General features: G+C 67.8%; 24 protein-coding genes. 15 read left to right on the top strand and 9 right to left on the bottom strand.

Annotation, left to right across the window (positions count from 1 at the left end; translation table 11 throughout):
• The first annotated feature begins 146 nt into the window (after positions 1 to 146).
• Positions 147 to 599 (top strand): CYTH domain-containing protein, encoded by a 453-nt coding sequence (locus V5F84_RS18110; protein WP_509277124.1) that lies wholly within the window; start codon positions 147 to 149, stop codon positions 597 to 599.
• A gap of 66 nt (positions 600 to 665) precedes the next feature.
• Here the strand turns inward: V5F84_RS18110 and V5F84_RS18115 are convergent, their stop codons facing one another.
• Complete coding sequence (locus V5F84_RS18115; protein ID WP_394041511.1) at positions 666 to 1,637, bottom strand: uracil-DNA glycosylase; 972 nt, start codon at positions 1,635 to 1,637, stop codon at positions 666 to 668.
• A 278-nt stretch (positions 1,638 to 1,915) separates the two neighbouring features.
• On the opposite strand from V5F84_RS18115, the gene V5F84_RS18120 reads away from it, so the two are divergent.
• A complete protein-coding gene (locus V5F84_RS18120; protein ID WP_394041512.1) occupies positions 1,916 to 3,589 on the top strand; it encodes an electron transfer flavoprotein-ubiquinone oxidoreductase in 1,674 nt (557 codons plus the stop codon).
• Positions 3,590 to 3,676: 87 nt separating this feature from the next.
• Here V5F84_RS18120 and V5F84_RS18125 read toward each other — a convergent pair whose 3' ends face one another.
• A complete protein-coding gene (locus tag V5F84_RS18125) occupies positions 3,677 to 4,480 on the bottom strand; it encodes a bestrophin-like domain (protein ID WP_394041513.1) in 804 nt (267 codons plus the stop codon).
• Positions 4,481 to 4,521: 41 nt separating this feature from the next.
• Positions 4,522 to 5,211, bottom strand: a complete 690-nt coding sequence (locus V5F84_RS18130) for a TetR/AcrR family transcriptional regulator (RefSeq protein ID WP_394041744.1) — start codon at positions 5,209 to 5,211, stop codon at positions 4,522 to 4,524.
• 272 nt (positions 5,212 to 5,483) lie between these two features.
• On the opposite strand from V5F84_RS18130, the gene V5F84_RS18135 reads away from it, so the two are divergent.
• From V5F84_RS18135 to V5F84_RS18175, 9 genes are all read left to right on the top strand, one after another.
• The gene (locus tag V5F84_RS18135) at positions 5,484 to 6,344 is read left to right on the top strand and encodes an FAD binding domain-containing protein (protein WP_394041514.1); all 861 of its coding nucleotides are present in this window, start codon (positions 5,484 to 5,486) and stop codon (positions 6,342 to 6,344) included.
• A complete protein-coding gene (locus tag V5F84_RS18140; protein WP_394041515.1) occupies positions 6,341 to 6,832 on the top strand; it encodes a (2Fe-2S)-binding protein in 492 nt (163 codons plus the stop codon). The genes V5F84_RS18135 and V5F84_RS18140 overlap by 4 nt, the downstream gene beginning before the upstream one ends.
• A complete protein-coding gene (locus tag V5F84_RS18145) occupies positions 6,829 to 9,201 on the top strand; it encodes a xanthine dehydrogenase family protein molybdopterin-binding subunit (protein ID WP_394041516.1) in 2,373 nt (790 codons plus the stop codon). The genes V5F84_RS18140 and V5F84_RS18145 overlap by 4 nt, the downstream gene beginning before the upstream one ends.
• A 31-nt stretch (positions 9,202 to 9,232) precedes the next feature.
• Positions 9,233 to 10,480 (top strand): ABC transporter substrate-binding protein, encoded by a 1,248-nt coding sequence (locus V5F84_RS18150; protein ID WP_394041517.1) that lies wholly within the window; start codon positions 9,233 to 9,235, stop codon positions 10,478 to 10,480.
• A 313-nt stretch (positions 10,481 to 10,793) separates the two neighbouring features.
• Entirely contained in the window at positions 10,794 to 11,666 is an 873-nt protein-coding gene (locus V5F84_RS18155; RefSeq protein WP_394041518.1) for a branched-chain amino acid ABC transporter permease, read from the top strand.
• Positions 11,667 to 11,680: 14 nt separating this feature from the next.
• Positions 11,681 to 12,688 carry a branched-chain amino acid ABC transporter permease gene (locus tag V5F84_RS18160; protein WP_394041520.1) on the top strand — a complete coding sequence of 336 codons (1,008 nt, stop codon included), beginning with the start codon at positions 11,681 to 11,683 and terminating at the stop codon, positions 12,686 to 12,688.
• Positions 12,685 to 13,440: an ABC transporter ATP-binding protein gene (locus V5F84_RS18165; protein WP_394041521.1), complete on the top strand. Its 756-nt coding sequence runs from the start codon at positions 12,685 to 12,687 to the stop codon at positions 13,438 to 13,440. The genes V5F84_RS18160 and V5F84_RS18165 overlap by 4 nt, the downstream gene beginning before the upstream one ends.
• On the top strand, positions 13,433 to 14,137 hold the full coding sequence (locus V5F84_RS18170) for an ABC transporter ATP-binding protein (RefSeq protein ID WP_394041522.1): 705 nt from the start codon (positions 13,433 to 13,435) through the stop codon (positions 14,135 to 14,137). The genes V5F84_RS18165 and V5F84_RS18170 overlap by 8 nt, the downstream gene beginning before the upstream one ends.
• A gap of 21 nt (positions 14,138 to 14,158) precedes the next feature.
• Positions 14,159 to 14,626: an SRPBCC family protein gene (locus V5F84_RS18175; RefSeq protein ID WP_394041523.1), complete on the top strand. Its 468-nt coding sequence runs from the start codon at positions 14,159 to 14,161 to the stop codon at positions 14,624 to 14,626.
• A gap of 18 nt (positions 14,627 to 14,644) precedes the next feature.
• On the opposite strand, the gene V5F84_RS18180 is transcribed toward V5F84_RS18175, so the two are convergent.
• Positions 14,645 to 15,532, bottom strand: coding sequence for a LysR family transcriptional regulator (locus tag V5F84_RS18180; protein ID WP_394041524.1), 888 nt, complete (start codon positions 15,530 to 15,532; stop codon positions 14,645 to 14,647).
• 114 nt (positions 15,533 to 15,646) lie between these two features.
• Here V5F84_RS18180 and V5F84_RS18185 point away from each other — a divergent pair, with 114 nt between their 5' ends.
• The 3 genes from V5F84_RS18185 (at position 15,647) to V5F84_RS18195 (ending at position 20,155) form a co-directional block, all read left to right on the top strand.
• Positions 15,647 to 17,137, top strand: coding sequence for a CoA-acylating methylmalonate-semialdehyde dehydrogenase (locus V5F84_RS18185; RefSeq protein ID WP_394041525.1), 1,491 nt, complete (start codon positions 15,647 to 15,649; stop codon positions 17,135 to 17,137).
• A 278-nt stretch (positions 17,138 to 17,415) separates the two neighbouring features.
• A complete protein-coding gene (locus V5F84_RS18190; RefSeq protein WP_394041526.1) occupies positions 17,416 to 18,645 on the top strand; it encodes a hypothetical protein in 1,230 nt (409 codons plus the stop codon).
• Positions 18,646 to 18,919: 274 nt separating this feature from the next.
• Positions 18,920 to 20,155 (top strand): MFS transporter, encoded by a 1,236-nt coding sequence (locus tag V5F84_RS18195; protein WP_394041527.1) that lies wholly within the window; start codon positions 18,920 to 18,922, stop codon positions 20,153 to 20,155.
• A gap of 19 nt (positions 20,156 to 20,174) precedes the next feature.
• Here the strand turns inward: V5F84_RS18195 and V5F84_RS18200 are convergent, their stop codons facing one another.
• The 5 genes from V5F84_RS18200 to dapF all read right to left on the bottom strand — a co-directional run bounded on the left by V5F84_RS18200 (position 20,175) and on the right by dapF (position 25,287).
• Positions 20,175 to 20,747 (bottom strand): adenine phosphoribosyltransferase, encoded by a 573-nt coding sequence (locus V5F84_RS18200; protein WP_394041528.1) that lies wholly within the window; start codon positions 20,745 to 20,747, stop codon positions 20,175 to 20,177.
• Positions 20,748 to 20,887: 140 nt separating this feature from the next.
• Positions 20,888 to 21,631 carry a hypothetical protein gene (locus V5F84_RS18205; RefSeq protein WP_394041529.1) on the bottom strand — a complete coding sequence of 248 codons (744 nt, stop codon included), beginning with the start codon at positions 21,629 to 21,631 and terminating at the stop codon, positions 20,888 to 20,890.
• A gap of 95 nt (positions 21,632 to 21,726) precedes the next feature.
• The gene (gene ftsY, locus V5F84_RS18210) at positions 21,727 to 23,142 is read right to left on the bottom strand and encodes a signal recognition particle-docking protein FtsY (protein WP_394041530.1); all 1,416 of its coding nucleotides are present in this window, start codon (positions 23,140 to 23,142) and stop codon (positions 21,727 to 21,729) included.
• 4 nt (positions 23,143 to 23,146) lie between these two features.
• A complete protein-coding gene (mtaB, locus tag V5F84_RS18215) occupies positions 23,147 to 24,352 on the bottom strand; it encodes a tRNA (N(6)-L-threonylcarbamoyladenosine(37)-C(2))-methylthiotransferase MtaB (protein ID WP_509277217.1) in 1,206 nt (401 codons plus the stop codon).
• Positions 24,353 to 24,429: 77 nt separating this feature from the next.
• Complete coding sequence (gene dapF, locus V5F84_RS18220; protein ID WP_394041532.1) at positions 24,430 to 25,287, bottom strand: diaminopimelate epimerase; 858 nt, start codon at positions 25,285 to 25,287, stop codon at positions 24,430 to 24,432.
• Between the two features lie 261 nt (positions 25,288 to 25,548).
• On the opposite strand from dapF, the gene V5F84_RS18225 reads away from it, so the two are divergent.
• A complete protein-coding gene (locus V5F84_RS18225) occupies positions 25,549 to 26,301 on the top strand; it encodes a GyrI-like domain-containing protein (RefSeq protein ID WP_394041533.1) in 753 nt (250 codons plus the stop codon).
• Positions 26,302 to 26,357: the final 56 nt, after the last annotated feature.

Genomic DNA, 26,357 nt, shown 5'->3' on the forward strand with positions numbered 1-26,357 from the left:
TCAAAGCGCGCCATTTTGGACGCAGTCATCGACTTACACGCAAGAAGGGATGCTTTCCGGGTAGCGTCATTAATCCAGATGCGAGAGAATTCGCCGCTCGATAATCAGGATCGCGCATGCCCGTCGAAGTCGAACGGAAGTTCTTGGTGACATCCGACGCTTGGCGCGCGGGCGCGCGGGGCGCACGCTTCTCCCAAGGGTATCTGTGCATCGGTGCCGAATGCACGGTGCGCATCCGGCGGGCGGGCGAGAAGGCCTTCATTACGGTGAAAGGCCGCACCGAGGGCATGTCCCGGCCCGAATTCGAATATGAGATTCCGCCCGACCATGCCGAGATGATGCTTGCCGAGCAGTGCATGAAGCCGCTCATCGAGAAGACCCGCTACGAGGTGGATTTCGCCGGCAAGGTGTGGACCGTCGATGTGTTCGAGGCCGAGAACAAGGGCCTCGTGGTCGCCGAGGTCGAGCTGACCGACCCGGCGGAGACGGTCGCCCTGCCGCCCTGGATCGGCGAGGAAGTGACCGACGATCCGCGCTATCGCAATTCCTCGCTGGTCAGCGCGCCCATGACCGGTTCCTACGAATCCTCCGATCTCTGACCCGTCCGGCGGACGCCGCGCCGGCGGTCGGGGATGCGGCGAACCGGAACCCCCGCGCGCCACGGTTCAGCCCGACTTTCCGCCCCCCTGCGCCAAAAGCGCTTCCACGGCCAGCAGGTCGCGCCACACCAGCCGCTTGCCCAGCGGCGTGCGCAGCAGATAGGCCGGGTGGAAGGTGGGCAGGGCGCGAATCACCCGCGTCCCGGTATCGTATTCCACCAGTTTCCCGCGCATCCGGGTGATGCCCTCGTTCACCGCGAGCAGGGCCTGGGCGGAGGGACCGCCGAGGCAGACCAGGATATCGGGGTCCGCCAGCTGGATCTGGCGCCGGATGAACGGCAGGCAGATGGCGGTTTCCTGCGGGGTCGGCGTGCGGTTTCCCGGCGGCCGCCAGGGAATCACATTGGCGATATAGGCGCTGGTGCGGTCGAGCCCGATGGCGCCGAGCATCAGGTCCAGCAGCCGGCCCGAGCGGCCGACGAAGGGAAGCCCCTGCTCGTCCTCGTCGCGGCCCGGCGCTTCGCCCACGAACATGATGCGCGCCTCGGGATTGCCGTCGGCGAACACCATGCGGGTGGCGGTGCGCTTCAAGGGGCAGCCGTCGAACACCTCCATGATGGCGCGCAGATCGTCCAGGCTCGCCGCCGCATGGGCCATGTCCCGCGCGGCCATTTCCGCCATGTCGGGCGGGGCCGCCGAGAGCGTCGGCACGGCCGGCGGATGGCTGCTCGCCCCGCCCGCGGCCCGCGCAGCGCCGGCTTGCGTCGCCTGTGCGGACGCGGCTTGCGCCGGTGCGGATGGAGCGGGACGGCCTTCACCCATGGCAGGCTGCTGCGCCGCCGCCGGGCGCATTGAGCCGGTGCTTCCCGGCGCGCCCCGGGCCGGCGTGCCCTGCGTCCGCGCGGCGGCGGCCGACGCCTGGGCCGCCGCGCTTTCGGCGAACCGGTCCACCGGGGCCTCGCCGACGGCCACATCCACCCCCGCCTCCAGATGGAAAGCCAGGATGTCGCGCCATTCGTCGAGGGACAAGGAAGCCATGGGCACCGGAGGGGTCAGGGGCGCTCAGGATAAAGCGGAATGGGCCCGGAGGGAACGACAGGATCGGCGCGGCGGATTTTGCGCCCCTTCCGCGAGGCGCTTTTGCGATGGCCGGCGGCCGGCGCCGAAAAGCGGGGGATGCCGGAAAGCGGCGTGCCAGCGATGACGCGCAAATTCTCCCCCTGCGCGAAGCTGCCGCGCGCAAGGTCGAATTGTCAGATCGCTTCAACCGTGGAAGAACTCCAAGGATAAAGGGCTGACGTATGCGGGAGCAATCGATGAGCGAGGCGGAACTGCCGGAACGCGAAGGGATGGACTACGACGTGGTCGTGGTTGGGGCAGGTCCCGCCGGTCTTGCCACGGCCATTCGCCTGAAGCAGCTTTCCGCGGAGCGCGGCGAGGAGATTTCCGTCGTCGTGGTGGAGAAGGGCTCGGAAGTCGGCGCCCATATCCTCTCCGGCGCGGTGGTGGACCCGATCGGCCTCGACCTGCTGTTCCCCGATTGGCGCACCGAGGCCGATGCGCCGCTGGTGACGCCGGTGAGCGAGGATCATTTCTACCTGCTCGGCCCGGCCGGCGGCGTGAAGCTGCCCAATTTCGCCATGCCGCCGCTGATGAACAACCACGGCAATTATGTCGGCTCGCTGGGCAATGTCTGCCGCTGGCTGGCGCAGAAGGCCGAGGCGCTGGGGGTGGAGATCTATCCCGGCTTCGCCGCCGACGAGATCCTCCTCGACGAGAAGGGCGCCGTGGTGGGCATCGCCACCGGCGACATGGGCGTGGACAAGCACGGCACCCCCAAGGGCGAGTTCACCCGCGGCATGGAATTGCGCGGCCGCTACACCGTGTTCGCGGAAGGCGCGCGCGGCCATCTGACCAAGCAATTGATCGCGAAATACGCCCTGGATGCCGGCAAGGAGCCCGGCAAGTACGGCATCGGGCTGAAAGAATTGTGGAAGGTGAAGAAGGAAAAGCACCAGCCCGGCCTGGTGCAGCACGCCTTCGGCTGGCCGCTCGGCAATTCCACCGGCGGCGGCGCGTTCCTCTATCACATGGAGGACGAGCAGGTGATGGTGGGCTTCGTCGTCCATCTCAATTACCAGAACCCCTATCTCTCCCCGTTCGACGAATTCCAGCGCTTCAAGACCCATCCCACGTTCCGCGACACGTTCGAGGGCGGCAAGCGCATCTCCTATGGCGCGCGCGCCATCACCGAGGGCGGATATCAGAGCGTGCCCAAGCTCTCCTTCCCGGGCGGCGTGCTGGTGGGCTGCGCGGCCGGCTTCGTGAACGTGCCGCGCATCAAGGGCAGCCACAATGCGGTGCTCTCGGGCATTCTCGCGGCGGACCATCTCGCCCCGGCGCTGGCGGACGGGCGCGGCCACGACGAGCTGATCACCTATGAGAACGCCTGGCGCGCCTCGGCGATCGGCGCGGACCTGAAGAAGGTGCGCAACGTGAAGCCGCTCTGGTCGCGGTTCGGCACCTTCGTCGGCATCGGCCTCGGGGCGCTGGACATGTGGACCAATACGTTCGGCTTCTCGCTGTTCGGCACGCTGAAGCACGGCAAGACCGACGCGGCGAGCCTGAAGCCGGCGGCGCAGTGCAAGAAGATCGCCTATCCCAAGCCGGACGGCGTGCTGACCTTCGACAAATTGTCCTCGGTCTTCATCTCCAACACGAATCACGAGGAGGACCAGCAGGTCCATCTGGTGGTGAAGGACATGGCGCTCCAGAAGTCTTCCGAGCACGACATCTATGCCGGCCCGTCGAACCGCTATTGCCCGGCCGGCGTCTATGAATGGATCGAGGAGGGTGCGGACGCGCCGCGCTTCCAGATCAATGCGCAGAACTGCGTGCACTGCAAGACGTGCGACATCAAGGACCCGAACCAGAACATCACCTGGACCGCCCCGGAAGGCGGCGGCGGGCCGAACTATCCCAACATGTGAACCGGTCGGAATGACCGAGCAGGGCGTCCCCCGGCGCGGCCTTGGCCAAGTGCGCGCCGCCCGGGGGCGTCCCGCCGGGAAAGCGCCTCAGCCCGGCTGCGCCGCAGGCGCGAGCGGCGCCGGGCAGGGCTCGGCCTCCATGCGATGGAGCAGCCGCACCAGCGGCCCCGGCGAGACCTGGATCAGGCCGTCGAACGGCTCACCCATCTCGATCACCAGGAAGATGGCTGCGGAGATCGCGATCATCGCGAGCACATGCCCCACGGCAACCAGCGGATTGCGCGGTGCGAACACGCCGAGATAGAGGAAGATCAGCGAAAACCAGCAGATCACCACGGCGATGAAGATGGTCGGCGTCGCGGTGCGCGCCAGGCCGGAGACTTTCCAGCGGTATTCCACCAATTGATGGGCGAACGCGAGCAAAGACAAGCGCGCCTGCGTCTGGCTTTCGGTGCCGGGCACAAGTGCCCGGACCTGCGAATCGAACCGCAGGATCACCTTCAGGGCGGACCCTTCGGTGCGGACCTGGGAGAAATCGGCGTTGTTCTGCCAGGTCTCGGCCAGCAGCTGCTGGCCATATTCCTGCAAGGTGTGGCGCAGGTCGCAGGCGGCCGGGCCGTAATTGAGCAGGTCCAGGTCCGTCAACTGGATGCTGGCCGCGTATTTCTGCACGTCCGAATAGGCTTCGCTGAAATTGTAGCGCGCCGAATTGACCATCAGGCCCAGCAACAGGGCGGACATGGTGGAGACCATCGCCATGCTCGCCTTCAGGCTCATGATGGAGCCTTCCCCGAGCCAGGCCTCGGGCAGCCGCCGAGCCAGCATGCTGCCCGCGCCGGCGGCCAGGAGCATCACGGCGAATGTGGCGACGATCGAGATCCAGATATCCATAGGTTCCGCGTCCCCGCTTCATCGTCGCGCCCGGCCAAGCTTTAGTAACGCCCGCCCTTCGCCCCGCCAAGGTCGGCGCCGCGGTCGCGGTCGCGCGACGGCAAGGCGCCTCGCTCCGCCTCGACAATGCCCTGCATGGTGAAGCGCGCGCCGTGCAGGAAGCTTTTCACGGCATCGCGCACCACGGCGTCGAGGCTTTCGGGGGTCGGCGTGCCGTAAACGAAGCGGCGGATGGCGAGATAGAAGATGCGCCCGTGCAGGCCCCAGAACATCTCCGCCTCGCGCTCGCCGATGGGCGCCTCCTGCGGCACGGGCAGGCCGAGATCGTGGCGCAATTCCGCGCAGGCCGGCAGGATGATCAGGTCCCGCACGATGGTGAGATAGCGGTTCGTGATGTCGAACGACTTCAGGCCGGAAAAGACGAAGATCCGCACCCACTGATAATCGAAGACCTTCTCGACATATTGCAAATAGAACGCGGTCAGCCGCTCTTCGAGCGAATGGGTCCGGTCCGTCACCAGCCGCTTCCATTCCGGATTCCAGCGGCTGAGATAGACGTGTTCGTACACCCGCTCGATGAGCGCTTCCTTGCTGGGAAAATGGCGATAGATGGCGGAATGGGTGATGCCCATGCGCTTCGCCAGCTCGCGGGTCTGCCCCTCGAATCCGTGCTCCGCGAAGAAGCGGGCGGCTTCCTCGACGATGGCCAATTCGCGGTCGGCGGCGCGCATGTTGCGGCGCTTCGGCCGCTCCGGCGGGGCGCCGGAAGCCAGTTCGGCGGATTGAGCCTGGTCCCTGGCCTTGCGGCGCGGCGAATCCCCCTTTTCCAACAGCACGCTCTCCTGCCCGAGGCCGCTGCGAGGAACGGCACGACTCTCGATAGCCCAACTGGAGAAAGTGACCAAATGGTCATTTCTTATTGACAACCCATCCTGGACCTGTCCAATTTTGTGACCAAGCGGTTACAAAAGCCGCAAGAGGAAACCGCCACGGGAGTTTGCGCGTGAAAGCTCGCGCCTTCGGCTATGTGCGCGCCCACACCCTCGCCGATGCGTTTGCCGCGTTCGCGCAAGGGGGAGACGCGAGTTATATTTCCGGCGGGCAGAGCCTCGTGCCGGCGCTGGCGCTGCGGCTGCAGGCGCCGGAAATCCTGGTGGACCTTGCCGGCATTCCCGACATGCGCGGGGTGACGCTGGAGGGCGATATGCTGCGCATCGGCGGCCTCACCCGTCACGCGCAGATGCTCACCGAGCCGCTGATCGCGCGCCACGCGCCCTTGCTGGCGCAGGCCGCCCCCCATGTGGCGCATCCCGCCATCCGCAATCGCGGCACCCTCGGCGGCAGCGTGGCGCTCGCCGATCCGGCCTCCGAGTTTCCGGCCATGATGCTGGCCATGAATGCGCGGATGGAGATTTACGGCGCCGCGGGCACCCGCCTCGTCCCGGCCGACGCCTATTTCCAGGACCTGTACCAGACCGCCCTCGAACCCGGCGAGATCCTGGTCGCGCTCCATGTGCCGAGCGTCGGCCCGCGCCATCGCTGGGCGTTCGACGAACTGACGCGCCGCCGGGGCGACTACGCCATGGTCGGCGCAGGGCTTCAGGGCCTGTTCGCAGAGGACGGGCGCGTTGTGTCCATGCGCATCGCCTTCTTCTCCGTCGCCGCGACTCCCGTGCGCGTCAAGAGCGTGGAAGCCGCACTGGTCGGCCAGAAGATCGACGCGGCGCTGATCGCCCATGTCCAGGGCCTGATCGAAGCCGAGCTGGACCCCGCTGAGGACGAGCACCTGCCCCCCGCCATGCGGCGCCATCTGGCGCGCGTGCTGCTGGGCCGGCTGCTGCAAACCGTGAGTTCCCCCACATGAGCGCCCCCGTTCCCCTCGCTCTCACCGTCAATGGCGTGGAGGTGGCGCGCGCCGTCGCGCCGCGCACCACGCTCGCCGATTTCCTGCGGCTGGATCTGGAACTCACCGGCACCCATACGGGCTGCGAGATGGGCGCGTGCGGCGCCTGCCTGGTGATGATGGACGGCGTTCCCGTCCATTCCTGCCTTGTCCTCGCCGTGCAGGCCGAGGGCGCGGTGATCGAGACGGTGGAAGGGCTCTCCGAGCGTGGCGCCATCGCCGAGCTGCAGCAGGCCTTCCACCAGCGCAACGCCCTGCAATGCGGCTTCTGCACCCCCGGCGTGCTGGTGAATGCCCATGCCCTGCTGGAACAGGGCGGCGTGCCCACGCGGGAGGAAATTCGCGACGCCCTCTCCGGCAATTATTGTCGCTGTACCGGTTATGAGGCGATCGTCGACGCCATCGAGACCACCGCCCGCCGCTGCGCCGCCGGTGAGGTGCGCCCATGAACGCACCGGCCAAGACGTTCGACCGGCCCGGCCATGTGGGGCAGCCCCTGTCGCGGCCCAATGCCAAGCGGCTCCTGGCAGGGCGCGGGCGCTATGTCACCGACATCACCTTGCCGCGCATGCTGCATGCCGCCTTCGTGCGCAGCCCCTATGCCCATGCCCGGATCGTGGATGTGGACATCGCGGCGGCGCAGGCCATGCCCGGCGTGCGCCTGATCGCCACCGGCGCGGACCTCGCCCGCCTGTGCACGCCCTGGGTGGGCACGCTCGACCATTTCAAGGGCATGAAATCCCCGCCCCAATTGCCGCTGCCTTTGGAACGCGCGGTGTGGGCCGGACAGGCGGTGGTGGCCGTGGTGGCCGATACCCGCGCGCTCGCCGAGGATGCAGCGGAAATGGTCGCCATCAGCTTCGAGGAATTGCCCCCGGTCACCGACCTCGACATGGCCCAGGCCGAGGGCGCGCCGCGCGTCTCCCCCGAGCTTTCCGACAACATGTGCTTCCGCGCCGGCCTCGACACCGGCGGGGTGGACGACATCTTCGCCACCGCCGCCCATGTGGTGGAAGGCGAATTCCGCTTCGGCCGCCACACCGGCGTGACGCTGGAGCCGCGCGCCATCATCGCCGATTACGACCCGAGCGAGGAGCGCCTGACCGTCCATCACGCGACCCAGACGCCCTATCAGTTCCAGGATCTCTATGCCCGCCATTACGGCATCGCCGAATCCCGGGTGCGGGTGATCGCGCCGGATGTGGGCGGCTCGTTCGGCGTGAAGCTGCATGTCTATCACGAGGACATGGCGGTGGTCGGGCTCTCCATGATGCTCGGGCGGCCGGTGAAGTTCGTCGCCGACCGGACGGAAGCCTTCGTCTCCGACATCCACGCCCGCGACCACCGCGTGAAGGCGCGCGCCGCCGTGGCGGCGGACGGCACCATCCTCGCCATGGACGTGGAGGACGAGACCGCCGTCGGCGCCTTCTCCACCTATCCCCGCACCAGCGCGGTGGAAGGCAACCAGGTGATCCGCCTGATCGGCGCGCCCTATACGCTTGCCGGCTATCGCGCGGACCTCAAGGTGCTGTTCCAGAACAAGGTGCAGACCAGCCAGTATCGCGCGGTGGGCCACCCCATCGCCTGCGCGGTCACCGAGCGGCTGGTGGATCTGGCCGGCGAGAAGACCGGGCTCGACCCGTTCGCGATCCGCGCCCGCAACATGATCGCCGACGATGCCTATCCCTGCGCCTCGGCCACGGGCTACAAGTTCGAGGCGCTCTCCCACCAGGCCTGCCTTGCCAAGCTGCACAGGCTGATGGACTACGAGCGCCTGCGGGCCGAGCAGGCGCAGGCCCGCGCGCGCGGCGTCCATCGCGGCATCGGCATCGCCGCCTTCGTGGAAATCACCAATCCCACCCCCGCCTTCTACGGCGTCGGCGGCGCGCGCATCTCGGCGCAGGACGGCGCCATCCTCAAGATCACCCCTTCCGGCGAGGTGCGTTGCCTGATTTCGGTGACCGAGCAGGGCCAGGGCACCGAGACCATCATGGGCCAGATCGTCGCCGATTATCTCGGCGTCTCGCGCGACATCGTGCGGGTGATCACCGGCGATACCGAGGTGACGCCCCATGGCGGGGCCACCTGGGCCTGCCGGGGCGCCGGCATCGGCGGGGAGACCGCGCTTCAGGCGGCGCGCAAGCTCAAGGGCAATGTGCTCGCCGTCGCCGCCGCCATCCTCCAGGCCACCCCCGCCGCGCTGGACCTCGTGAACGGCGAGATCGTCGAGCGCGCCACCGGGCAGGCGCGCATCAGCCTCGCGGAAGTGGCGCGCATCGCCTATTTCCGCTCCGATACGTTGCCCGCCGGCACCAATGCCCAGCTCTCGGCGGTGCATCATTACGCGCCGCAGGGCTATCCCTTCGCCTTCACCAACGGCATCCACGGCTGCCATGTGGAGGTGGATGTCGAGACCGGCCTCGTGAAGATCCTCAAGCATTTCGTGGTGGAGGATTGCGGCCGCATCATCAATCCGCTGCTGGTGGAAGAACAGGTGCGCGGCGGCGTGGTGCAAGGGCTGGGCGCGGCCTTCTTCGAGGAATGCCTCTATGATGAAAGCGGCCAGCTCACCAATGGGTCGCTGGCCGATTACCTCGTGCCCATGTCGTGCGAGATGCCCGACATCCTGATCGACCACATGGAAACGCCCACCAAGGACACCGAGCTCGGCGCCAAGGGCTGCGGTGAAGCTGGCACGGCGGCCGCCTCCGCCGCGGCGCTGAATGCGGTGAACGACGCCATCGCCCCGTTCAACGCCACGATCTCGCAGATCCCCATGACCCCCGCGCGCCTGCTGAAGGCGCTCGGGACCTTCTGAAGCATAAAAAAACGACCCCTGGGAGGGACTTATGGCCACTTTTCTGAAGCCGCCGCTCTCTAGCGTATCGCGCCGCGCCGTCCTGGCCGGCATGGGGGCCGGCATCGGCCTCATGGCGGCGCCCGCGATCCTGCGGGCGCAGACCGAGACCATCCGCATCGGCTTTCCCACCCCCCTCACCGGCCCGTTCGGCGCCGAGGCGAAGGACCAGGTGAAGAGCGCCGAACTCGCGGTCAAGCTGGTGAACGACAAGGGCGGCATCGGCGGCCGCAAGGTCGAGCTTCTGGTCCGCGACGACAAGCTGAATGCCGGCGAGGCCGCCACCCGCACCCTCGAACTGATCGAGAAGGACAAGGTGCATGCCATCGTCGGCGCGCTCTCCAGCGCGGTGCAGCTCGCGGTCAACGAAGTGACCCGCGCGCGCGGTGTGCTCTATGTCTCGATCAGCCAGTCGGACACCATCAATGAGGTGAAGGACTTCTCGCGCTTCACCTTCCACGAGGCGCTGAACCCGCACATGACGACCGCTGCGGTCGCCAAGAAGACCTTCAAGAAGGGCTCGAAGATCGCCTATCTCGTGGCCGATTACGCTTATGGCCATGAGATGCTGCGCGGCTTCAAGCGCGCCGCGGCCGCCATCGGCGCGGAGAGCGTGGGGGAAATCCTCCACCCGTTCGGCGCCGCCGATTATTCGACCCTGATGCCGCGCATCCGCTCCATGAAGCCGGACATCCTGGCGATCTGCAACTTCGGCCGCGACCAGGCCAATTCCATCAAGCAGGCCAACGATTTCGGCCTCAAGCAGCAGATGCAGATCGTGGTTCCGGTGCTGCTGCACAACCAGCGCCTCGCGGTGGGCCCCGACGTGTTCGCCGGCGTGATCGGCGGCGCCAATTATTACTGGGGCCTGGAGAGCACCGTCCCCACGGCGAAGACCTTCAACGATGCCTTCAAGGCAGCCAATGGCGGCGCCTATCCCACCGATTATGGCGCCTACGGCTTCACCGGCGTCGCCTCGCTCCTGCTCGCCATCGAGAAGGCCGGCAGCACCGACACCGACAAGATGGTCGAGGCGCTGCAGACCCTGAAATACGACGTCGCCAAGGGCCCGCAGCATTATCGCGCCTGCGACCACCAGTCGGTGCAGGCGGTGCTGGTGCTGGAATCCAAGAAGAAGGCGGACATGGCGAACGAGCAGGATCTGTTCGCCATCATCGCCAATGATCCCGGCTCGGAAGACATGCTGCGCTCCTGCGCGGAACTGGGCTTCCCGACCTGAGCCGCCCCTCACCCCAGCCCTCTCCCCGGCGGGGAGAGGGGGCGCGCTTGGTTTCGCCGCTCACGGGAGAGAGGCAGAAGGCAAAGTTCACCTCTCCCCGACGGGGAGAGGTCGGCCGCGCAGCGGACGGGTGAGGGGGAGAGCCTTCCGGCGGAGAGCGACCCTCCCCGGGGAGCACCCCTCACCCCAGCCCTCTCCCCGGCGGGGAGAGGGGGCACTCCCGAGTTCACCCCACTGGGAACAGGAACGCCCGAAGTTCTCCCTCCCCGCCGGGGAGAGGCGACGACACAGAAAGCCGGAGCCGAACGCCGTCATGGATCTCGAACTCATCCTCATGCAGCTGTTTTCCGGCGTCGCGCTGGGCGCGGTGCTGATCATGGCGGCGCTCGGCCTCACCATCATCTTTGGCATGCTGGGCATCGTGAACTTCGCCCACGGCGCGCTGTTCATGGTCGGCGCCTATGCGGGACTGTGGGTGGCCGAGCAGACCGGAAATTTCTGGTGGGCCCTGCTGCTCGCGCCGCTGGCGGTGGGCGCGTTCGGCATGCTGATCGAGCGCTTCCTCATCCGCCCGCTCTACAAGCGCTCGGTGGATGATCCGCTGCTGCTCACCTTCGGCCTCGGCTATGTGCTGGTGGAAATGGTGCGCATCGTGTTCGGCACCGATGGCGTGCCCTTCGCCACACCCGAGGCGCTGAGCGGGGTGGTGGATCTCGGCATCGGCTATTTCCCGCTCTACCGCCTGTTCGTGGTGGGCCTCGTGGCGGTGGTGCTGCTGGCGCTCTGGTTTGCGCTGGAGAAGACCAGGTTCGGCCTGATCGTGCGCGCCGGCGCGAAGGACCCGCTGATGATGCGGGTGCTCGGGGTGGATATCGGCGCCCTGTGGCTGGTGGTGTTCGGCCTCGGCGTGGCGCTGACCGCGCTCGGCGGCGTGCTCGCCGCGCCCATGCGCAACGTGACGCCGGAGATGGGCACGCTGGTGCTCGCCGAAGCGTTCGTCGTCACCGTCATCGGCGGCATGGGGTCTTTGCTCGGCGCGGTGATCGCCGGGCTGGTGGTGGGCGTCGCGGTGAGCATGACCGCGCTGTTCGCGCCGGAAATGGCCACCATCGTCATGTTCGCGCTGATGGCCCTCGTCCTTCTGTTCCGCCCGCAAGGCCTGTTCGGCCAGGGCGCGCGCGCATGAGCGGAGATCCTTCCATGCCCCCTTCCCCGGCTTCCGCCGCCGCCCCGCCGCTGGCCGCGCGGACGGGCGTTAAGACCACCGGTTTCGGTGCGATGCTCCAGCGCTGGCGGGTCGCCCTGTCGATCCTCGCGCTCTGCCTGCTTCCCTGGGTGCTGCCCTCCCAGGCGCTGGCGGTGAACGTGCTGGTCTTCGGCCTGTTCGCGGTCGGCTATAACCTGCTGTTCGGCTATACCGGCCTGCTCTCCTTCGGGCACGCGGCCTTTTTCGGCGGCGGCGCTTATCTCACCGGCATCGCCATCGCCCATTTCGGCCTCGGCTGGTTTCCCGCCATGCTGGTGGGCGTGCTGGGCGCGGGGGTGCTGGCGGCGATCATGGGCGCGCTGTCGATCCGCACCCGCGGCATCTATTTCTCCATGGTGACGCTGGCGCTCTCCCAGCTCGTCTATTACGTGGCGCTCCAGGCCAGCGCCTGGACCGGCGGCGAAAACGGCCTGCGCGGCTTCACCGTCTCCACGATCAATCTGTTCGGCTTCACCGTGGATTTTCTCGACCCGGTGAAGAAATACTATGTCCTGATGGTGTTCGCGGCGCTGGCGCTGTGGTTCGTCTCCCGGCTGCTGAATTCGGCGTTTGGCGCGGTGATCGAGGCGATCCGCGAGAACGAGACCCGGGCACGCGCCTGCGGCTATGACGTGGAGCGCACCAAGCTCATCGTCTTCATCCTGTCGGGGCTGATCTGCGGGCTCGCCGGCGCGCTCTCGGCCCTGCATCTCGCCATCGTGCCGCTGGACACGCTGCACTACCAGACCTCGGGCCTGGTGGTGATGATGACGCTGCTCGGCGGCGCCGGCAGCTTCTTCGGGCCCTTCGTGGGCGCCCTGGTGTTCCTGCTGATCGAGGATGTGGCCTCGCTCTGGACCTCCCACTGGCAGCTGATCGTCGGGCTGATCTTCATCGCCTTCGTCCTGTTCCTGCCCAAGGGCATCTGGGGCACCCTCATTTCCCGGAGGACGCAGGGATGACGACGCCGCTTCTCTCCGTCGAGAACATCGGGCGCAGCTTCGGCGGGTTCGTCGCGCTCGCCGATATCAGCGCCAGCTTCGCGCCGCGCCAGGTCACCGCCATCATCGGCCCGAACGGGGCCGGCAAGAGCACTTTCTTCAACGTGCTGTCCGGCGTGCTGCCGCCCTCCACCGGGGCGATCCGCTTCAAGGGGAAGGACCTCACCGGGCTGCTCCAGCACAAATTCGTGCATCTTGGCATCGCCCGCTCCTACCAGATCACCAACATCTTCCCCGAGCTTTCGGTGCATGAAAACGTGCGCGTGGCGGCGCAGGCCTTCGTGGCTCGCTACGACGTCTTCTCCAATCGCGACCGCTATGGCGCACTCGACGCGAAGGCCCATGCGGCGCTCGCCGCCGTGGGGCTCCAGGCCAAGGCGCATCGCACCGCCAAGGCGCTCGCCCATGGCGAGCAGCGGGCGCTGGAGATCGCCATCGCGCTGGCCGCCGATCCCGAACTTCTGCTGCTGGACGAGCCCACCGCCGGCATGGGCCCGGAGGAGACCAAGGAGATGGTCGCCCTCATCGAGAAGCTCGCCGCCGAGCGCACGATCCTGCTGGTCGAGCACAAGATGAAGATGATCCTCGGCCTCAGCGATCGCATCCTGGTGCTGCACCACGGCCGGCTGATCGCCGACGGCACGCCCCAATCCATCCAGACGGACAAGGACGTCCGTCGCGTCTATCTGGGTCAGAACGATGGCTATGCTTGAGATCGCGGGCCTCGATGCATGGTATGGCGCAAGCCACATCCTCCACAAGGTGAGCCTGAAGGTGGAGAAGGGCGAGATCGTCGCTTTGGTCGGCCGCAACGGCGCCGGCAAGACCTCCACCTTGCGGGCAGTGATGGGGCTGATGCCGCGCGCCACCGGGCGGGTGCGCTTCGACGGCGCGGAGCTTCTGCCGCGCGCCGCGCATGAGCGCTTCAAGCTCGGCCTTGCCTATGTGCCGGAGGAGCGGCGCATCGTGCCGGGGCTGACCGTGCGGGAAAACCTGCAGCTCGGCCTCGTCGCGTCGACCAAGAAGATCGGCGAGCGCGCGGCCATCGACGAGATCGCCGAGAGCTTCCCGCGCCTGAAAGAGCGCCTGCACCAGCAGGGCACCACCATGTCGGGCGGCGAGCAGCAGATGCTGGCCATCGCCCGCGCCATGATCGCGAAACCCTCCATGATCCTGCTGGACGAACCCTCCGAGGGCATCATGCCGGTGCTGGTGGAGGAGATGGGCGTCCTGTTCCGCAAGCTGCGCGACCAGGGCGTGACCCTGGTGCTGGTGGAGCAGAATGTCGAATGGGCATTGAAGCTGGCCGACCGGGCGGTCATCATCGACCAGGGTGAAATCGTCCATGAAAGCAGCGCCGCCGCGCTTCTGGCCGACAAGGACATTCAGGATCGCTATTGCGCCGTGTGAGCGCTCGAAAGGACTTTCGTCATGGAAATCGTCGGCGAATATCGCATCGCCGCGCCGCGCGAGACGGTGTGGAAGGCCATCCTTGATCCGCAAATGCTGCGCGCCTGCATTCCCGGCTGCCAGGAGCTGACCGAGACCGGCCCCAACGCCTTCGCCGCCAAGGTGCAGATCAAGGTGGGTCCGGTCTCGGCCAATTTCGCGGGGACTGTGGAATTGCAGGACATCACGCCCCCGGAAAGCTGCCGCATCGTCGGCCAGGGCAGCGGCGGGGTCGCTGGCTTCGCCAAGGGCGATGCCGTGGTGACTTTGGCCGAGGACGGGGACGAAACCCTCCTCACCTACAAGGCGGACGCGCAGATCGGCGGCAAGCTCGCCTCGCTCGGCGGCCGCCTCATCCAGGCCACCGCCCGCAAGCTGGCGGACCAGTTCTTCTCCACCTTCACCAAGGCGCTGAACGGCGAGGGCGAGGCGGAAAAGGCGGCGTCCTAGCGCACTGTCTCAACGCCCCTACCCCACCACGAACGCCCCGCGGCTCGCGCGCACCTCGTCCGCGATGAAGTGCTCGGTCTCGGCGATGCGGCGCAGGTCGCGCAGGTCCGCGTGCACCACCAGCCAATAGGTGCGCGAAAAGGTGACGGCGGGCAGAATGCGCACCAGCTCCGGGCAGGCGGCGGCGGCATAATCATGCAGGATGCCGAGCCCCGCCCCGGCGCGGATCGCCTCCAGCTGGCCCACCACGCTCGCGCATTCGAACCGCCGCGCGGTCAGCTCGATCAGCGCGCCCATATAATCGAGGCCCGAGCTGTAGGTGAGATCCTGCACATAGGTCACGAGCGTGCGGTCGGCGAGGTCCGCCTCGCGCTCCACCGGCCCGGTCCGGTCGAGATAGGACCGGGCGGCATAGACGCCGAGCGAATAGTCCGTCAGCTTGCGGCCGAACAGGCGCCCCTCCTGCGGCCGCTCCAGGATGATGGCGATGTCGGCCTCGCGCTTTGAGAGCGAGAAGGTGCGCGGCAGCGGCACCAATTGCACCACGAGGTCGGGATGCATCCCGGCGAAGCGGGCGAGCCGCGCCGCCAGGAAATAGGTGCCGAACCCGTCCGGCGCGCCGATGCGCACCGTGCCTTCCAGCTTGAGATCCGCATTGCCCAGCAGGGCGCGGGCCCGCAGCATCTCGCTTTCCACCCGCTCGGCCATAGGCAGGAACTGCTCGCCGATGGCGGTGAGCGTGCAGCCGCTCGGCCGCCGCTCGAACACCTTGGCGCCGAGATCGTCTTCCAGCGCGGTCAGCCGCCGCGTGACCGTGGCGTGATCCAGCCCGAGCTTGCGCGCGGCGGCGAGCATCTGGCCCGCCCGCGCGACCGCGAGGAAAACGCGGGCATGATCCCAGTTCATGGCGGAGGGTTCCCGGCATATGCCCAAAAACGCGGAATGAGTCCGGGATCTTAGGCATTGCTCCGCGCGGATGCCAGAGTTCAAGTGCGGCAGGATTTCGCGCGGGAGGACAGCATGCAGACCATCGGCCATTACATCCAGGGGCGCCACATCGCGGGCGAAGACCGCTCGGCCCCCACCTTCGAGCCCGCCACGGGCGAGCAGATCGGCACCGTCCTGCTCGCCTCCACCGTGCGCGTGGACGAAGCGGTGCAGGCCGCCGCCGCCGCCCTGCCCGCCTGGGCGACCCAGCCCGCGCCGGCCCGCGCCCGCGTGATGTTCCGCTTCAAGGATCTTTTGGAGCGCAATATCGACGATCTCGCCGCCCTCATCAGCCGCGAGCACGGCAAGACGGTGGAAGACGCCAAGGGCGAGCTGGTGCGCGGCATCGAGGTGGTGGAATTCGCCTGCGGCATCCCGCATCTGCTGAAGGGTGAATTCTCCGACCAGGTCGGGCGCGGCATCGACACCTTCTCCCAGCGCCATCCCGTGGGTGTGTGCGCGGGCATCACGCCGTTCAACTTTCCGGCCATGGTGCCGCTTTGGATGTTCCCGGTGGCGCTCGCCTGCGGCAACACCTTCGTGCTGAAGCCCTCCGAGAAGGACCCGAGCCTCTCCCTGCGCCTCGCGGACCTGCTGGCCGAATCCGGCCTGCCGGCCGGCGTGTTCAATGTGGTCAACGGCGACAAGGAGGCGGTGGACGCGCTCTTGACCCACCCCAAGGTGGCGGCGGTGAGCTTCGTCGGCTCCACCGCGGTCGGCGAATATGTCTATAAGACCGCCGCCGCCAACGGAAAGCGCGCCCAGGCCCTGTGCGGCGCCAAGAACCATCTCGTGGTGATGCCCGACGCCGACCTGGACAAGACCGTCGATGCCCTCATGGGCGCCGGCTACGGCTCGGCCGGCGAACGCTGCATGGCGGTCTCGGTGGCGGTGGCGGTGGGCGGCATCGGCGACGCGCTCATGGAGCGGCTGGAGCCGCGCGTGCGCGCGCTGAAGGTCGGCCCCGGCAACGACCCCGCGAGCGAGATGGGGCCGCTCGTCACCAAGGAGCACCTCGCCAAGGTGCGCGGCTATGTGGACCTCGGCGTTTCCGAAGGCGCGAAGCTGACGGTGGACGGGCGCGCCCTCAAGCTCCAGGGCTATGAGAACGGCTATTATATCGGCGGGTGCCTGTTCGACGATGTGACCCCCGACATGCGCATCTACAAGGAGGAGATCTTCGGCCCCGTGCTCTCCGTGGTGCGCGTGCCGAGCTTCGATGAAGCCCTGCAACTGGTGAACGACCACGAATACGGCAATGGCGCCGCCATCTTCACCCGCGACGGCGATGCAGCCCGCGCCTTCGATTATGGCGTGCTGGCCGGCATGGTGGGCATCAACGTGCCGATCCCGGTTCCCATCGCCTATCATTCCTTCGGCGGCTGGAAGCGTTCGATCTTCGGCGATCGCAACGTCTATGGCCTGGAGGGCGTGGGCTTCTACACCCGCCTGAAGACCACCACCTCGCGCTGGCCGGCGGGCATCCGCACCGGGGCCGAGTTCGTGATGCCCGTGCTCGGCTGAGCCTTGGCCGCGCAGGCGGGTCAGGATCGCCGGGATCGCCCTCGTCCGCGCAAGATGCGGATCAGGTGCGATTCCGGCCCCTTCCCGCGTCCGAAGCCGGCTTTCATCTTCGCTTGAGGCAGAACTTTACCGCGCTCACCTCAGTATTCAGCGCGACAAACCACCTTTCACTGCATAACCTACGGATGGTCCGCATAAGTTGTATTCCCTGAGGCTGTAATAATTTCATGACGAACGGAGCTTTATGGTCAAGTTCACGCTGATCTGGAGCCCGCCCCATGCCCGAACTTCCCCCGAACTGGGAATCCGACGCGAGATTTCGCTATCAGACCGTCGACGGAACCCTGAATCTGCCCCAGATGTCGGATGCGGAATGCACGGTGCTGATCTGGAACACCGGTCGCAATCCCCTCAGCCACCCCGGCCATGCGGCGGTGCTGATGCGGCGCCAGCGCGCCGAGGATTACACCACCGCGATCTGGGAGAACGCGGACCTGACGCGCTATTTCAGTTTCTGGCCGGGGGCGAACGCGGAGAAGGGGAACAAGGATTCCAACGGCATGGTCGTTGGGCAGTTCATGAACAATTTCGCGCACGATCTCATTGCCGAAACCCCCAGCTCCACCAACGACCTGCTTGTCGACAAGCCCCATCTGGCCCGGCCCAACCAGAAGATGATTATGTTTAATCGCCTTCACGCCGTCGAGAAGCCGCAGTCCAGCGACCCGTCCCGCAAGTCATATGATCTCAAAGAGATTCCGAATGCGGGGCGATGGTCCAATTTTCCGGAAGATTATTATCATATCCCGGCCCTGCGACATGATAATCCGAGGCGCCTCGGCCTCGACCTGGAGCGCATCGCCCATTGGGCCGAAACGGTCACGAAAGACGAAAGCTTCAAATACAAACTGATTTCAAAGAAGAGCAATTGCGCGGGCGCCGCCATGCGGGCCATTGACGAGGGCGGCGCGAAGGCTTTCGCCAAAGCCCTGAACGACACCTACGACGTGTATTCTCCCAATGCCCAGATCGCCTATATGACGCCGAACGACTGCAAGGCCTATGTCAATCTCGTCTGTTCGGGCGTTTTCATCACGAACAACATGCTTCAGGAAATCGAGAATTATGTCATGCGGCAAAGCGCCGAGGCGCTTCTGAGAGACCGCATGACTGCCGAGATTTTCACCTTGGCGGACTGGAATACGGTGAGCCATCGCAAAGGCTTCTTCAGCGGCATCCGCGGCTTCACCTTGCGCGCCCTCGACAAGCAGATCGAGCGGTATCACAAATATGATTGGGGTATGAACTACAACAACAAGCTGGCCGCCTTCATCGGCATCATCAAGGCCACGCACACCCATAATCTGAAGAGCACCAGCGGCGAGCGGGACATGGCGTTCACGCTGCTCAGCGGCCAGATCCTGCGCACCTGCGAACATCTCGCAAGCGGGCAGACGGTGTTCCGGGTCCCGAGTTCGCACGCCCTCAACGCCCCGTTCTACGTCTAGCGGCGCGCCGCAGGCCCGCCCGCCGCTCGGGCGAAGGCGAAGGCCGCTCTGCACCCCCCGCATGGCCGCGACGGCAGCTCTGCCGCCGCGCCCTTGACGCCCCCCGGCAAGATCCTTCTCCTTGGCGCGCCGGCGCCGCGAGCGAAGGCGTCCTGGATTCGCTGATGGTCATGCTCTGCCCCTGTGTCCCGCGCGCGGCGCGGTACCCTTTCCTTATCCTTGTGCCCGGTGATGTCCTCCCAGCCCGCGCGCCCGGCGCGCGAGGGGGCACGCCGTGAGCGTGGAACCGAGCGCGCCGTCCGCCGCCGCAGCGCCATCGGAACCGCGCATCGGCCTGCTGCCCCTGCTCGCGGAGACGATCTCGGTTCAGGCGCTGGGCACCATGGCGGTGCTGATGGTGCCGGCCCTGGCCCCGGCCATCGCGCGCGACCTCGGCGTGCCGACCGCGAGCGTGGGCTATCAGATTTCCCTGGTCTATTTCGCCGCCATGACGGCATCGCTCATCGCCGGCACGCTCGTCGCCTGGTACGGCCCCTGCCGCACCGGGCAGAGCGCGATGCTGTTCCATGCCGGCGGGTGCCTGCTGGCCAGCATCCCCACCCTTCCCACCATGGCCCTCGGCGCGTTCGTGACCGGGCTCGGCTACGGCCTCATCAATCCGGCGGCATCCGAGCTGCTGATGCGCCACGCGCCCGCGAACCGTCGCAACCTGATCTTTTCCCTGAAGCAGACCGGCGTGCCGCTGGGCGGCATGGCGGCCGGCCTGTTCGGGCCGCAGATCGCGCTGACGCTGGGCTGGCACGCGGCCCTGATCTGCGTCGCCGGCCTGTGCGTGCTGGTCGCCGCGCTCTCCCAGCTCGGCCGCGCGGAGCTGGATCGCCATCGCAGCCGCGTCGGCAGCAGCCGGCTGTTGTCTTTCACCGCCATCAAGCTGGTGCTGTCGCAGCCCCGCCTGCGCTGGCTCGCGCTCTCCTCCTTCTGCTTCTCGGCGGTGCAGCTGTGCGTCATCACCTTCCTGGTGGCGCTGCTGGTGGAGGACCTCCATTTCTCCCTGGTGCAGGCGGGGGCCATCCTGGCGGCGGTTCAGGTGTCGGGCGCCGTGGGCCGCGTGCTGTGGGGCCAGGTGGCCGACATGGCCCATGACGGCCTCGGCGTGCTGGTGTTTCTCGCGCTGCTCATGGGCGGCGCGGCACTCGCGATCATGCTGGCCGCGCCCGGCTGGCCGCTGCCGGTGATCGTCGCGCTGCTGCTGACGCTCGGCCTCTCGGCGGTGGGCTGGAACGGGGTCTATCTCTCGGAAGTGGCGCGCAACAGCCCGGCGCGGGCGGTGGGCACCACCACCGGCGCGGCCATGTTCTTCACCTTCACCGGCGTGGTGTTCGGCCCGGTGATCTTCTCGCAGATCCACGACCGGGTGGGCAGCTACATGGGCAGCTACGGCCTGCTGGTGGGCCTTTCGGCGGTGGGCGGCGCAATGATCCTCGCCGCCCGCCTGCGCGGCGCCCGCTGAGGCTTGCGATGGGCGCTGCTCAGTGCCCGTCGAAGGCCATGAGCGTGCGCACGGACACGCCCATGGCGCGCAGCCTGGCGGCGCCCCCGAGGTCCGGCAGGTCGATGATGAAGCAGGCGGCTTCCACCTGCACGCCCATGTTGCGCAGCAGCTTCACCGCGCCCTCGGCGGTGCCGCCGGTGGCGATCAGGTCGTCCACCAGCACCACTTTTTCGCCGGCCGAAACGGCGTCCACGTGCATCTCCATCTCGTCCTGGCCATATTCCAGGGCATAGGCCATGCGCACGGTCTGATGGGGCAGCTTGCCCTTCTTGCGGATCGGCACGAAGCCCGCGCAGAGCTGGTGCGCCACCGCCCCGCCGATGATGAAGCCGCGCGCCTCGATGCCCGCCACCTTGTCGATCTTCGCCCCGGCCCAGGGCTGCACCAGCTCGTCCACGGCGCGGCGGAAGGCGCGGGCATTTCCAAGCAGGGTGGTGATGTCGCGGAACAGGATGCCGGGCTTGGGATAATTCTCGATGGTCCGGATCGCGGCGCGCAGGTCGGTCGTCTCGGCGGGCGCGGGCGGCAGGGGGGAAGAGACGATGGTCATGGAGCACCCTGGTTCGGCCGACGGGGCGCAGGCCGCCCCGATCCAAGTTTTACGGTGGTGCCGGGCTTAACACCGTTGCCGGGCCATTGTCTGCCCGCGCGCGGTGCGAACACCGGGCTGTGACATCGCCCCGGCGCGTCTCAATCGGCGCCCTCGCACTCCAGCTTCTGGCGCGGAAAGGCCTCGGCGAGCGACTGGATCAGCACGGCGCGCGCCGCCTCGCCCGCGGGGTCGTTCACCTTGAGGGCCGGCACCGCGCAATTGTTCCAGGCGCGGGTGATGAGATAGAGCCGCATCCAGCCGGCGGACTCCGGCACCGAGGCGTGGCGCAGCTCGCGCGCGGCGCAGGCCTGGGGATTGGCGTTCTTGGCGCAGGACGCGGCGATGGCCGTGCGCCACACGGCGGAAAGATCGCCCTTGCCTTCCAGCGCGTCCACATAGGTGCCGCAGGCCGCCGGGGCGGGGGTGAAATCGCGCAGCGCGGCGGGCGTGGCGAAAGCCTTCAGCTTGGCGATGTTGAAGGCGCAGAAATCGGCGACGGCGGCCTTCACCTTGGCGTGGAAATCCTGCGCGCCGGGCAGATCCAGCGGCCTCAGCGCGGCGGCGGCAGCCTCGATGCGCGCGCATTTTTCCCCATAGGCGGCGGCGTTCACGCGCCCCATGTCGCCCGGCTTGCTCGGAAAGCTGGGCGAGGGCGCGGCGGAGAGCGTGTAGTCATAGACGAGGGCGAGGGTATCGCGCAGGCCCTTTTCGTCGGTCTTGGCGGGGTCGAACCACACGCGCCCGCGACAGGCGCCATCGGCGAACGACACGGATTTCTGCGCCGCGCCGGCCGCCCCGCTCCACAGGCAGGCCAAGAGCACCATCCACACCCGCGCCGCCATCCCACGCCCCCCAAGCGGCCCCATCCGGCCCTTATGGAAAAGCATAGCCATGCCGCGCGCAAGAATCTGCACCCCGCGCCGGGTGAGACGCGATTTTAGCGCGCGTCGCCGTCGATCCCGGCGATGGCGCGCGCGAAATCCGCGGCGGCGAAGGGCTGGAGATCCTCCGGCCCCTCCCCGACACCGATCAGATGCACCGGCAGGCCGAACTTTTCGGCGATGGCCACCAGGATGCCGCCGCGCGCGGTGCCGTCCAGCTTGGTCATGACCAGCCCGGTCACGCCCGCGATCTTGGTGAACACCTCCACCTGGGAAAGCGCGTTCTGGCCGACGGTGGCGTCCAGCACCAGCAGCACCGCGTGGGGCGCGCCGGGCTCCAGCTTCTTCACCACGCGCACCACCTTTTCCAGCTCGGCCATCAGCTCGGTGCGGTTCTGCAAGCGCCCGGCGGTGTCGATGAGCAGGATGTCGGCGCCTTCCGCGCGCGCCTCGGTGATGGCGTCATGGGCGACGCCGGCGGCGTCCGCCCCCGGCGCGCGGGCAACCACCCGGGCGCCGGTGCGCGCGCCCCACACCTTCAGCTGCTCGATGGCGGCGGCGCGGAACGTATCGCCCGCCGCCAGAACCACCTTGCGGCCCTCGCCCTTCCATTGGGCGGCGAGCTTGCCGATGGTCGTGGTCTTGCCCGAGCCGTTCACCCCCACCATGAGGATGATGAAGGGCTTTTGCGCGCCGTCGATCACCAGGGGCTTCGCCACCGGGGCGAGGATCGATTCCACCTCGGCGGCGATCAGGCCCTTCACCTCGTCGGCGCCGATCATCTTGTCGTGCCGGCCGCGCCCCACCTCCGTGACGATGCGCGCCGCCGTGGCCGTGCCGAGATCGGCGCGGATCAGGATGTCTTCCAGCTCCTCCAGCGTCTCGGCATCGAGCTTGCGCTTGGAGACGAGGTCGGTGATGCCCTGGGTGAGGCTGGAAGCTGTGCGCGCCAGCCCGCTGGTGAGGCGGCGCCAGAAGCTGGTCTTTGCGGGCTCTGGTTCGGCGTCGGCGGAGCTTTCGGCGAGCGGGGTTTCGGCGAGCGGGGCTTCGTCCGGTTCCAATTCGGAAGGCCGGCCTGCGACAGCAGGCTGTTCCTCGCCCGGCGCCGTCGCTGAGAGGGGATTTCGGGCAGGATCGTCCTGCGCGGCGGGAGCCTCGGCACCCTCGGCCACCGCGTCCGGGACCGTCGCCCCTTCGGCCTGGCCCCCTTCGACCGGACTTTCTTCGGCTTTGTTGTCTTCCTGCTCCCCGTCGGTCGCCGCGTCGCCCATGGTCGGCGCATCGCTCTGCGGCCGCGCGTCGGCTGCAACGTCCGGGACCGGCTGCACGTCGCCTGAAGGCGCTTCGGACGCGTCGGGCTGGAGCGGAGCAGGCGCGGGCGCGTCGCTTTCGCTGCCCCAGCCTCCGGTCAGGCGGCTCCAGAGGCCTTTCTTCTTCGGGGCCGGCGGGTGGCCGTTGTCGGTGTCGCTCATCACATCAGGCCGCGATTAGCCGCGCGCCGTCGTGACCGGCGATGCGCAGGGGAAGGATGGTGCCGCGTGGCGCGGGACGCGAGACGCGCACCGGCGTGAAATGTTCCGTGCGGCCGAGGCCGCCGCTCTCCATCAGCACGCTGCGCTGCGCGCCCACGCACAAGGAGAGATGGCGATGCAGCGCCGTGGCGCCCGCCTCGCGCAGGCGCCGCGCCCGGGCCTTCACCACCTCGTGCGGCACCTGCGGCATGCGGGCGGCGGGCGTGCCGGGGCGGGGCGAATAGGGAAACACATGCAGGAAAGAGAGGCCGCACGCCTCCACGATGTCCAGCGTGTTGCGGAACTGCGCCTCTTCCTCGGTGGGGAAGCCGGCGATGAGATCGGCGCCGAACACGAGGTCCGGCCGAAGCCGCCGCATCTCGCCCACGAGGCGGATCGCCTCCGCGCGCGAATGGCGGCGCTTCATGCGCTTCAGGATGAGGTCATCGCCCGATTGCAGCGAGAGATGCAGATGCGGCATCAGCCGCTCTTCCTCGGCGAGCGCGCGCAGCAGGTCGGCGTCCGCCTCCACCGTATCGATGGAGGAGAGGCGCAGCCGCTTCAGCTCCGGCACATGCTTCAGGATGGCGCGCACAAGCTTGCCCAGCGTCGGCGCGCCGGGAAGGCCGGCACCGTAGGAGGTGAGATCCACCCCCGTCAGCACCACTTCGCCATGGCCGGTCTCCACCAGGGTGCGCACCTGCGCCACCACCTCGCCCATGGGCACGGAGCGCGAATTGCCCCGGCCGTAGGGGATGATGCAGAAGGTGCAGCGGTGGTCGCAGCCGTTCTGCACCTGCACGAAGGCGCGCGTGTGCCGGTCCAGCCCGTCCACCATGTGGAGCGCGGTTTCCCGCACCGACATGATGTCGTCCACCACCACCTTCTCCTCGGCGGCGCGGCCGAGATCCAGCGCGGCGCGGGCCGCCGCCCAGGTTTCCGGCGCCCCCTTGGCGCCGTTGCCGATCACCCGGTCCACCTCCGCCATGGCGGCGAAGGTTTCCGGCTCGGTCTGGGCCGCGCAGCCGGTCACGACCACGCGCATGTCGGGATGCGCGCGCTTGAGGCGGCGAATGGTCTGGCGCGCCTGGCGCACGGCCTCGGCGGTGACGGCGCAGGAATTGACGATGAAGGTGCGCTCCAACCCCGAGGCCTCGGCGGCGCGGCGCATCTGCTCGGAATCCAGGGTGTTCAGCCGGCAGCCGAACGTGACGACCTCGACGCCCCGCGCTTGGACCGGCGCGGCGCTCACGCCGCCTCCGCCAACATGGCCGGGGTCAGCACCCCGGAAAATTCGTAAGCCACCGGCCCAGTCATCAGCACATGGCCGTCGGCCTGCCGCCAGGAGATGGTCAGATCCCCGCCCGGCAGCGTCACGCGCACGTCGCGTCCCGACCGGCCGGTGCGGGCGGCGGCGACGGCAGTGGCGCAGGCGGCGGTGCCGCAGGCCCGCGTGCGCCCGGCGCCGCGTTCCCACACATGCAGCAGGATATGATCGGGCGACAGCATCTGTGCGAACGAGATGTTGGCGCGCTCGGGAAACAGCGGATCATGTTCCAGCGCGAAGCCCAGCGTCTCCACATCCACGGCGTCCGCGTCGGGCACGAAGAACACCGCATGCGGATTGCCCATGGAGACGAAATTCGCCGGCCCCAGAGCCTCGTACCCCGCCAGGACATGGGCGGAGGTGTCGGCGACAGGGTGGGCGAGCGGAATATGCTTCCAGTCGAGATGCGGGGCGCCCATGTCCACGGTCACGTTGCCGTCGGGCAGAATCTCGCAATTCAGCAGGCCGGCGGCGCTGTCGAACAGCACGTGGCGGGCGCCGGTGCGCCGGGCCTCCAGCGCGGCGATGCAGCGCGTGCCATTGCCGCAGGCGCCGGATTCCGACCCGTCGGAATTGAGGATGCGCACGAAGCCCATGGAACCGGAGGCGCGCGGCGGATAAAGCACCATCGCCTGGTCGAACGGCAGCGCATCGGCCCGGGCGAGCGCGCGCGCCGCGGCCGGAGGCACCTCGACCGGATCGGCACGCAAGTCCAGCACGAGAATCTCGTTGCCGAGGCCGTTCATCTTCACAAAGGGGCGATTGGCGAGGCTCGTCATGGGTCCACACACGCATCGGGGGATGCGGGTCTTATATGGCCTCAGGCGGGGGATGCGCCACCCCGGAGCGGAACAGGACGGCTTTTGTGGGGCGCACGCGGCCAAAAAGCGCCTGCGGGGCGCCCCCGGGGATCGGCGCCGCCTGCCCTTACGGCCACCTAGGCGCCTCGCGCGAACATGATAAAAGAGGGCCGGCGGCATCTGCCTTTGGCCCGAATCGGGTGGTACGGGCAGCAGATGTCGGCAAGGAGATTTCAGGCGATGGGCGGTGGAGACGTGGTTCGTGGAACACGGGCGGCGTTGCTGGCCATGGGCGTGGCAAGCGGCCTTTTCGCGCTCGGCGCGCCCATCCTGAGCAGCGGCGCGCGCGCACAGGGCGCCGCGCCCGCGGGCCAGGCCGGAACGCAGGCACCCGCGCCCAATCCGGCGCCGGATACCGGCGGGCCCGCCACCACCCAGGCGCTGCCGGGGCCCGCCTCGCCCCTGTCGCCGCCGGCGGGCGTCGATCCCCGGTCGGTGCAGACCCAGCCGCTCACCGCCCCCTCGGTTCCGGCCTTCACCGGCGAGGAAACGCAGCTCGCGACCCTTCCGGTGCTGACCAAGAGCGGCAGCGCGAGCTGGGACACGGGGTTCGACACCATCGTCGCGACGCTCAAGGACATTACGGCGGAAATGAACCGCATGGGCCTAAAGCGGGCCGGCGACGTTTTCATCGTCTACAACGCCAGCGACGATGCCGGCTTCGAGTTCGAAGCCCAGGTGCCGTTCACCGGCGCCACCACCCAGAAGCCGCAGGGCGAGGTGAAGCTCGGCGCCTCGTTCGCCGGGAAGGCCTTCAAATTCACCCACAAGGGTTCGTTCGCCGATATGGACGACACCTACGAGGCCATCGCCAATTTCCTCGACGACAAGAACATCGCCGCGCAGGACCTCTATATCGAGCAGTACCGCACCGACCCGCAGGCCACCGCGCCGGATTCGCTGGTTGTGGACATCTTCGTTCCGGTTCGCTGAACCAAACACTTCCCAGCGGGCCGCGAATCCTTTTCACTAGAGGAAGTTGTGTTGTC

The organism is Roseixanthobacter liquoris, from assembly GCF_043195135.2.
GTDB lineage: Bacteria > Pseudomonadota > Alphaproteobacteria > Rhizobiales > Xanthobacteraceae > NCEH01.

What these genes read in the sequence shown, in the direction of transcription:
- V5F84_RS18160 (WP_394041520.1), top strand. Translation starts at nt 11,681, where the DNA reads ATGCCCCCTTCCCCGGCTTCCGCCGCCGCCCCGCCGCTGGCCGCGCGG.
- V5F84_RS18115 (WP_394041511.1), bottom strand. Translation starts at nt 1,637, where the DNA reads ATGGCTTCCTTGTCCCTCGACGAATGGCGCGACATCCTGGCTTTCCAT.
- mtaB (WP_509277217.1), bottom strand. Translation starts at nt 24,352, where the DNA reads ATGCGCCGCGCCGCCGAGGCCTCGGGGTTGGAGCGCACCTTCATCGTC.
- V5F84_RS18145 (WP_394041516.1), top strand. Translation starts at nt 6,829, where the DNA reads ATGAACGCACCGGCCAAGACGTTCGACCGGCCCGGCCATGTGGGGCAG.
- V5F84_RS18190 (WP_394041526.1), top strand. Translation starts at nt 17,416, where the DNA reads ATGCCCGAACTTCCCCCGAACTGGGAATCCGACGCGAGATTTCGCTAT.
- V5F84_RS18175 (WP_394041523.1), top strand. Translation starts at nt 14,159, where the DNA reads ATGGAAATCGTCGGCGAATATCGCATCGCCGCGCCGCGCGAGACGGTG.
- V5F84_RS18155 (WP_394041518.1), top strand. Translation starts at nt 10,794, where the DNA reads ATGGATCTCGAACTCATCCTCATGCAGCTGTTTTCCGGCGTCGCGCTG.
- V5F84_RS18125 (WP_394041513.1), bottom strand. Translation starts at nt 4,480, where the DNA reads ATGGATATCTGGATCTCGATCGTCGCCACATTCGCCGTGATGCTCCTG.
- V5F84_RS18170 (WP_394041522.1), top strand. Translation starts at nt 13,433, where the DNA reads ATGCTTGAGATCGCGGGCCTCGATGCATGGTATGGCGCAAGCCACATC.
- V5F84_RS18225 (WP_394041533.1), top strand. Translation starts at nt 25,549, where the DNA reads ATGGGCGGTGGAGACGTGGTTCGTGGAACACGGGCGGCGTTGCTGGCC.
- V5F84_RS18120 (WP_394041512.1), top strand. Translation starts at nt 1,916, where the DNA reads ATGAGCGAGGCGGAACTGCCGGAACGCGAAGGGATGGACTACGACGTG.
- V5F84_RS18140 (WP_394041515.1), top strand. Translation starts at nt 6,341, where the DNA reads ATGAGCGCCCCCGTTCCCCTCGCTCTCACCGTCAATGGCGTGGAGGTG.
- V5F84_RS18165 (WP_394041521.1), top strand. Translation starts at nt 12,685, where the DNA reads ATGACGACGCCGCTTCTCTCCGTCGAGAACATCGGGCGCAGCTTCGGC.
- V5F84_RS18150 (WP_394041517.1), top strand. Translation starts at nt 9,233, where the DNA reads ATGGCCACTTTTCTGAAGCCGCCGCTCTCTAGCGTATCGCGCCGCGCC.
- V5F84_RS18185 (WP_394041525.1), top strand. Translation starts at nt 15,647, where the DNA reads ATGCAGACCATCGGCCATTACATCCAGGGGCGCCACATCGCGGGCGAA.
- ftsY (WP_394041530.1), bottom strand. Translation starts at nt 23,142, where the DNA reads ATGAGCGACACCGACAACGGCCACCCGCCGGCCCCGAAGAAGAAAGGC.
- V5F84_RS18130 (WP_394041744.1), bottom strand. Translation starts at nt 5,211, where the DNA reads ATGCGCGCCGCCGACCGCGAATTGGCCATCGTCGAGGAAGCCGCCCGC.
- V5F84_RS18200 (WP_394041528.1), bottom strand. Translation starts at nt 20,747, where the DNA reads ATGACCATCGTCTCTTCCCCCCTGCCGCCCGCGCCCGCCGAGACGACC.
- V5F84_RS18205 (WP_394041529.1), bottom strand. Translation starts at nt 21,631, where the DNA reads ATGGCGGCGCGGGTGTGGATGGTGCTCTTGGCCTGCCTGTGGAGCGGG.
- V5F84_RS18180 (WP_394041524.1), bottom strand. Translation starts at nt 15,532, where the DNA reads ATGAACTGGGATCATGCCCGCGTTTTCCTCGCGGTCGCGCGGGCGGGC.
- dapF (WP_394041532.1), bottom strand. Translation starts at nt 25,287, where the DNA reads ATGACGAGCCTCGCCAATCGCCCCTTTGTGAAGATGAACGGCCTCGGC.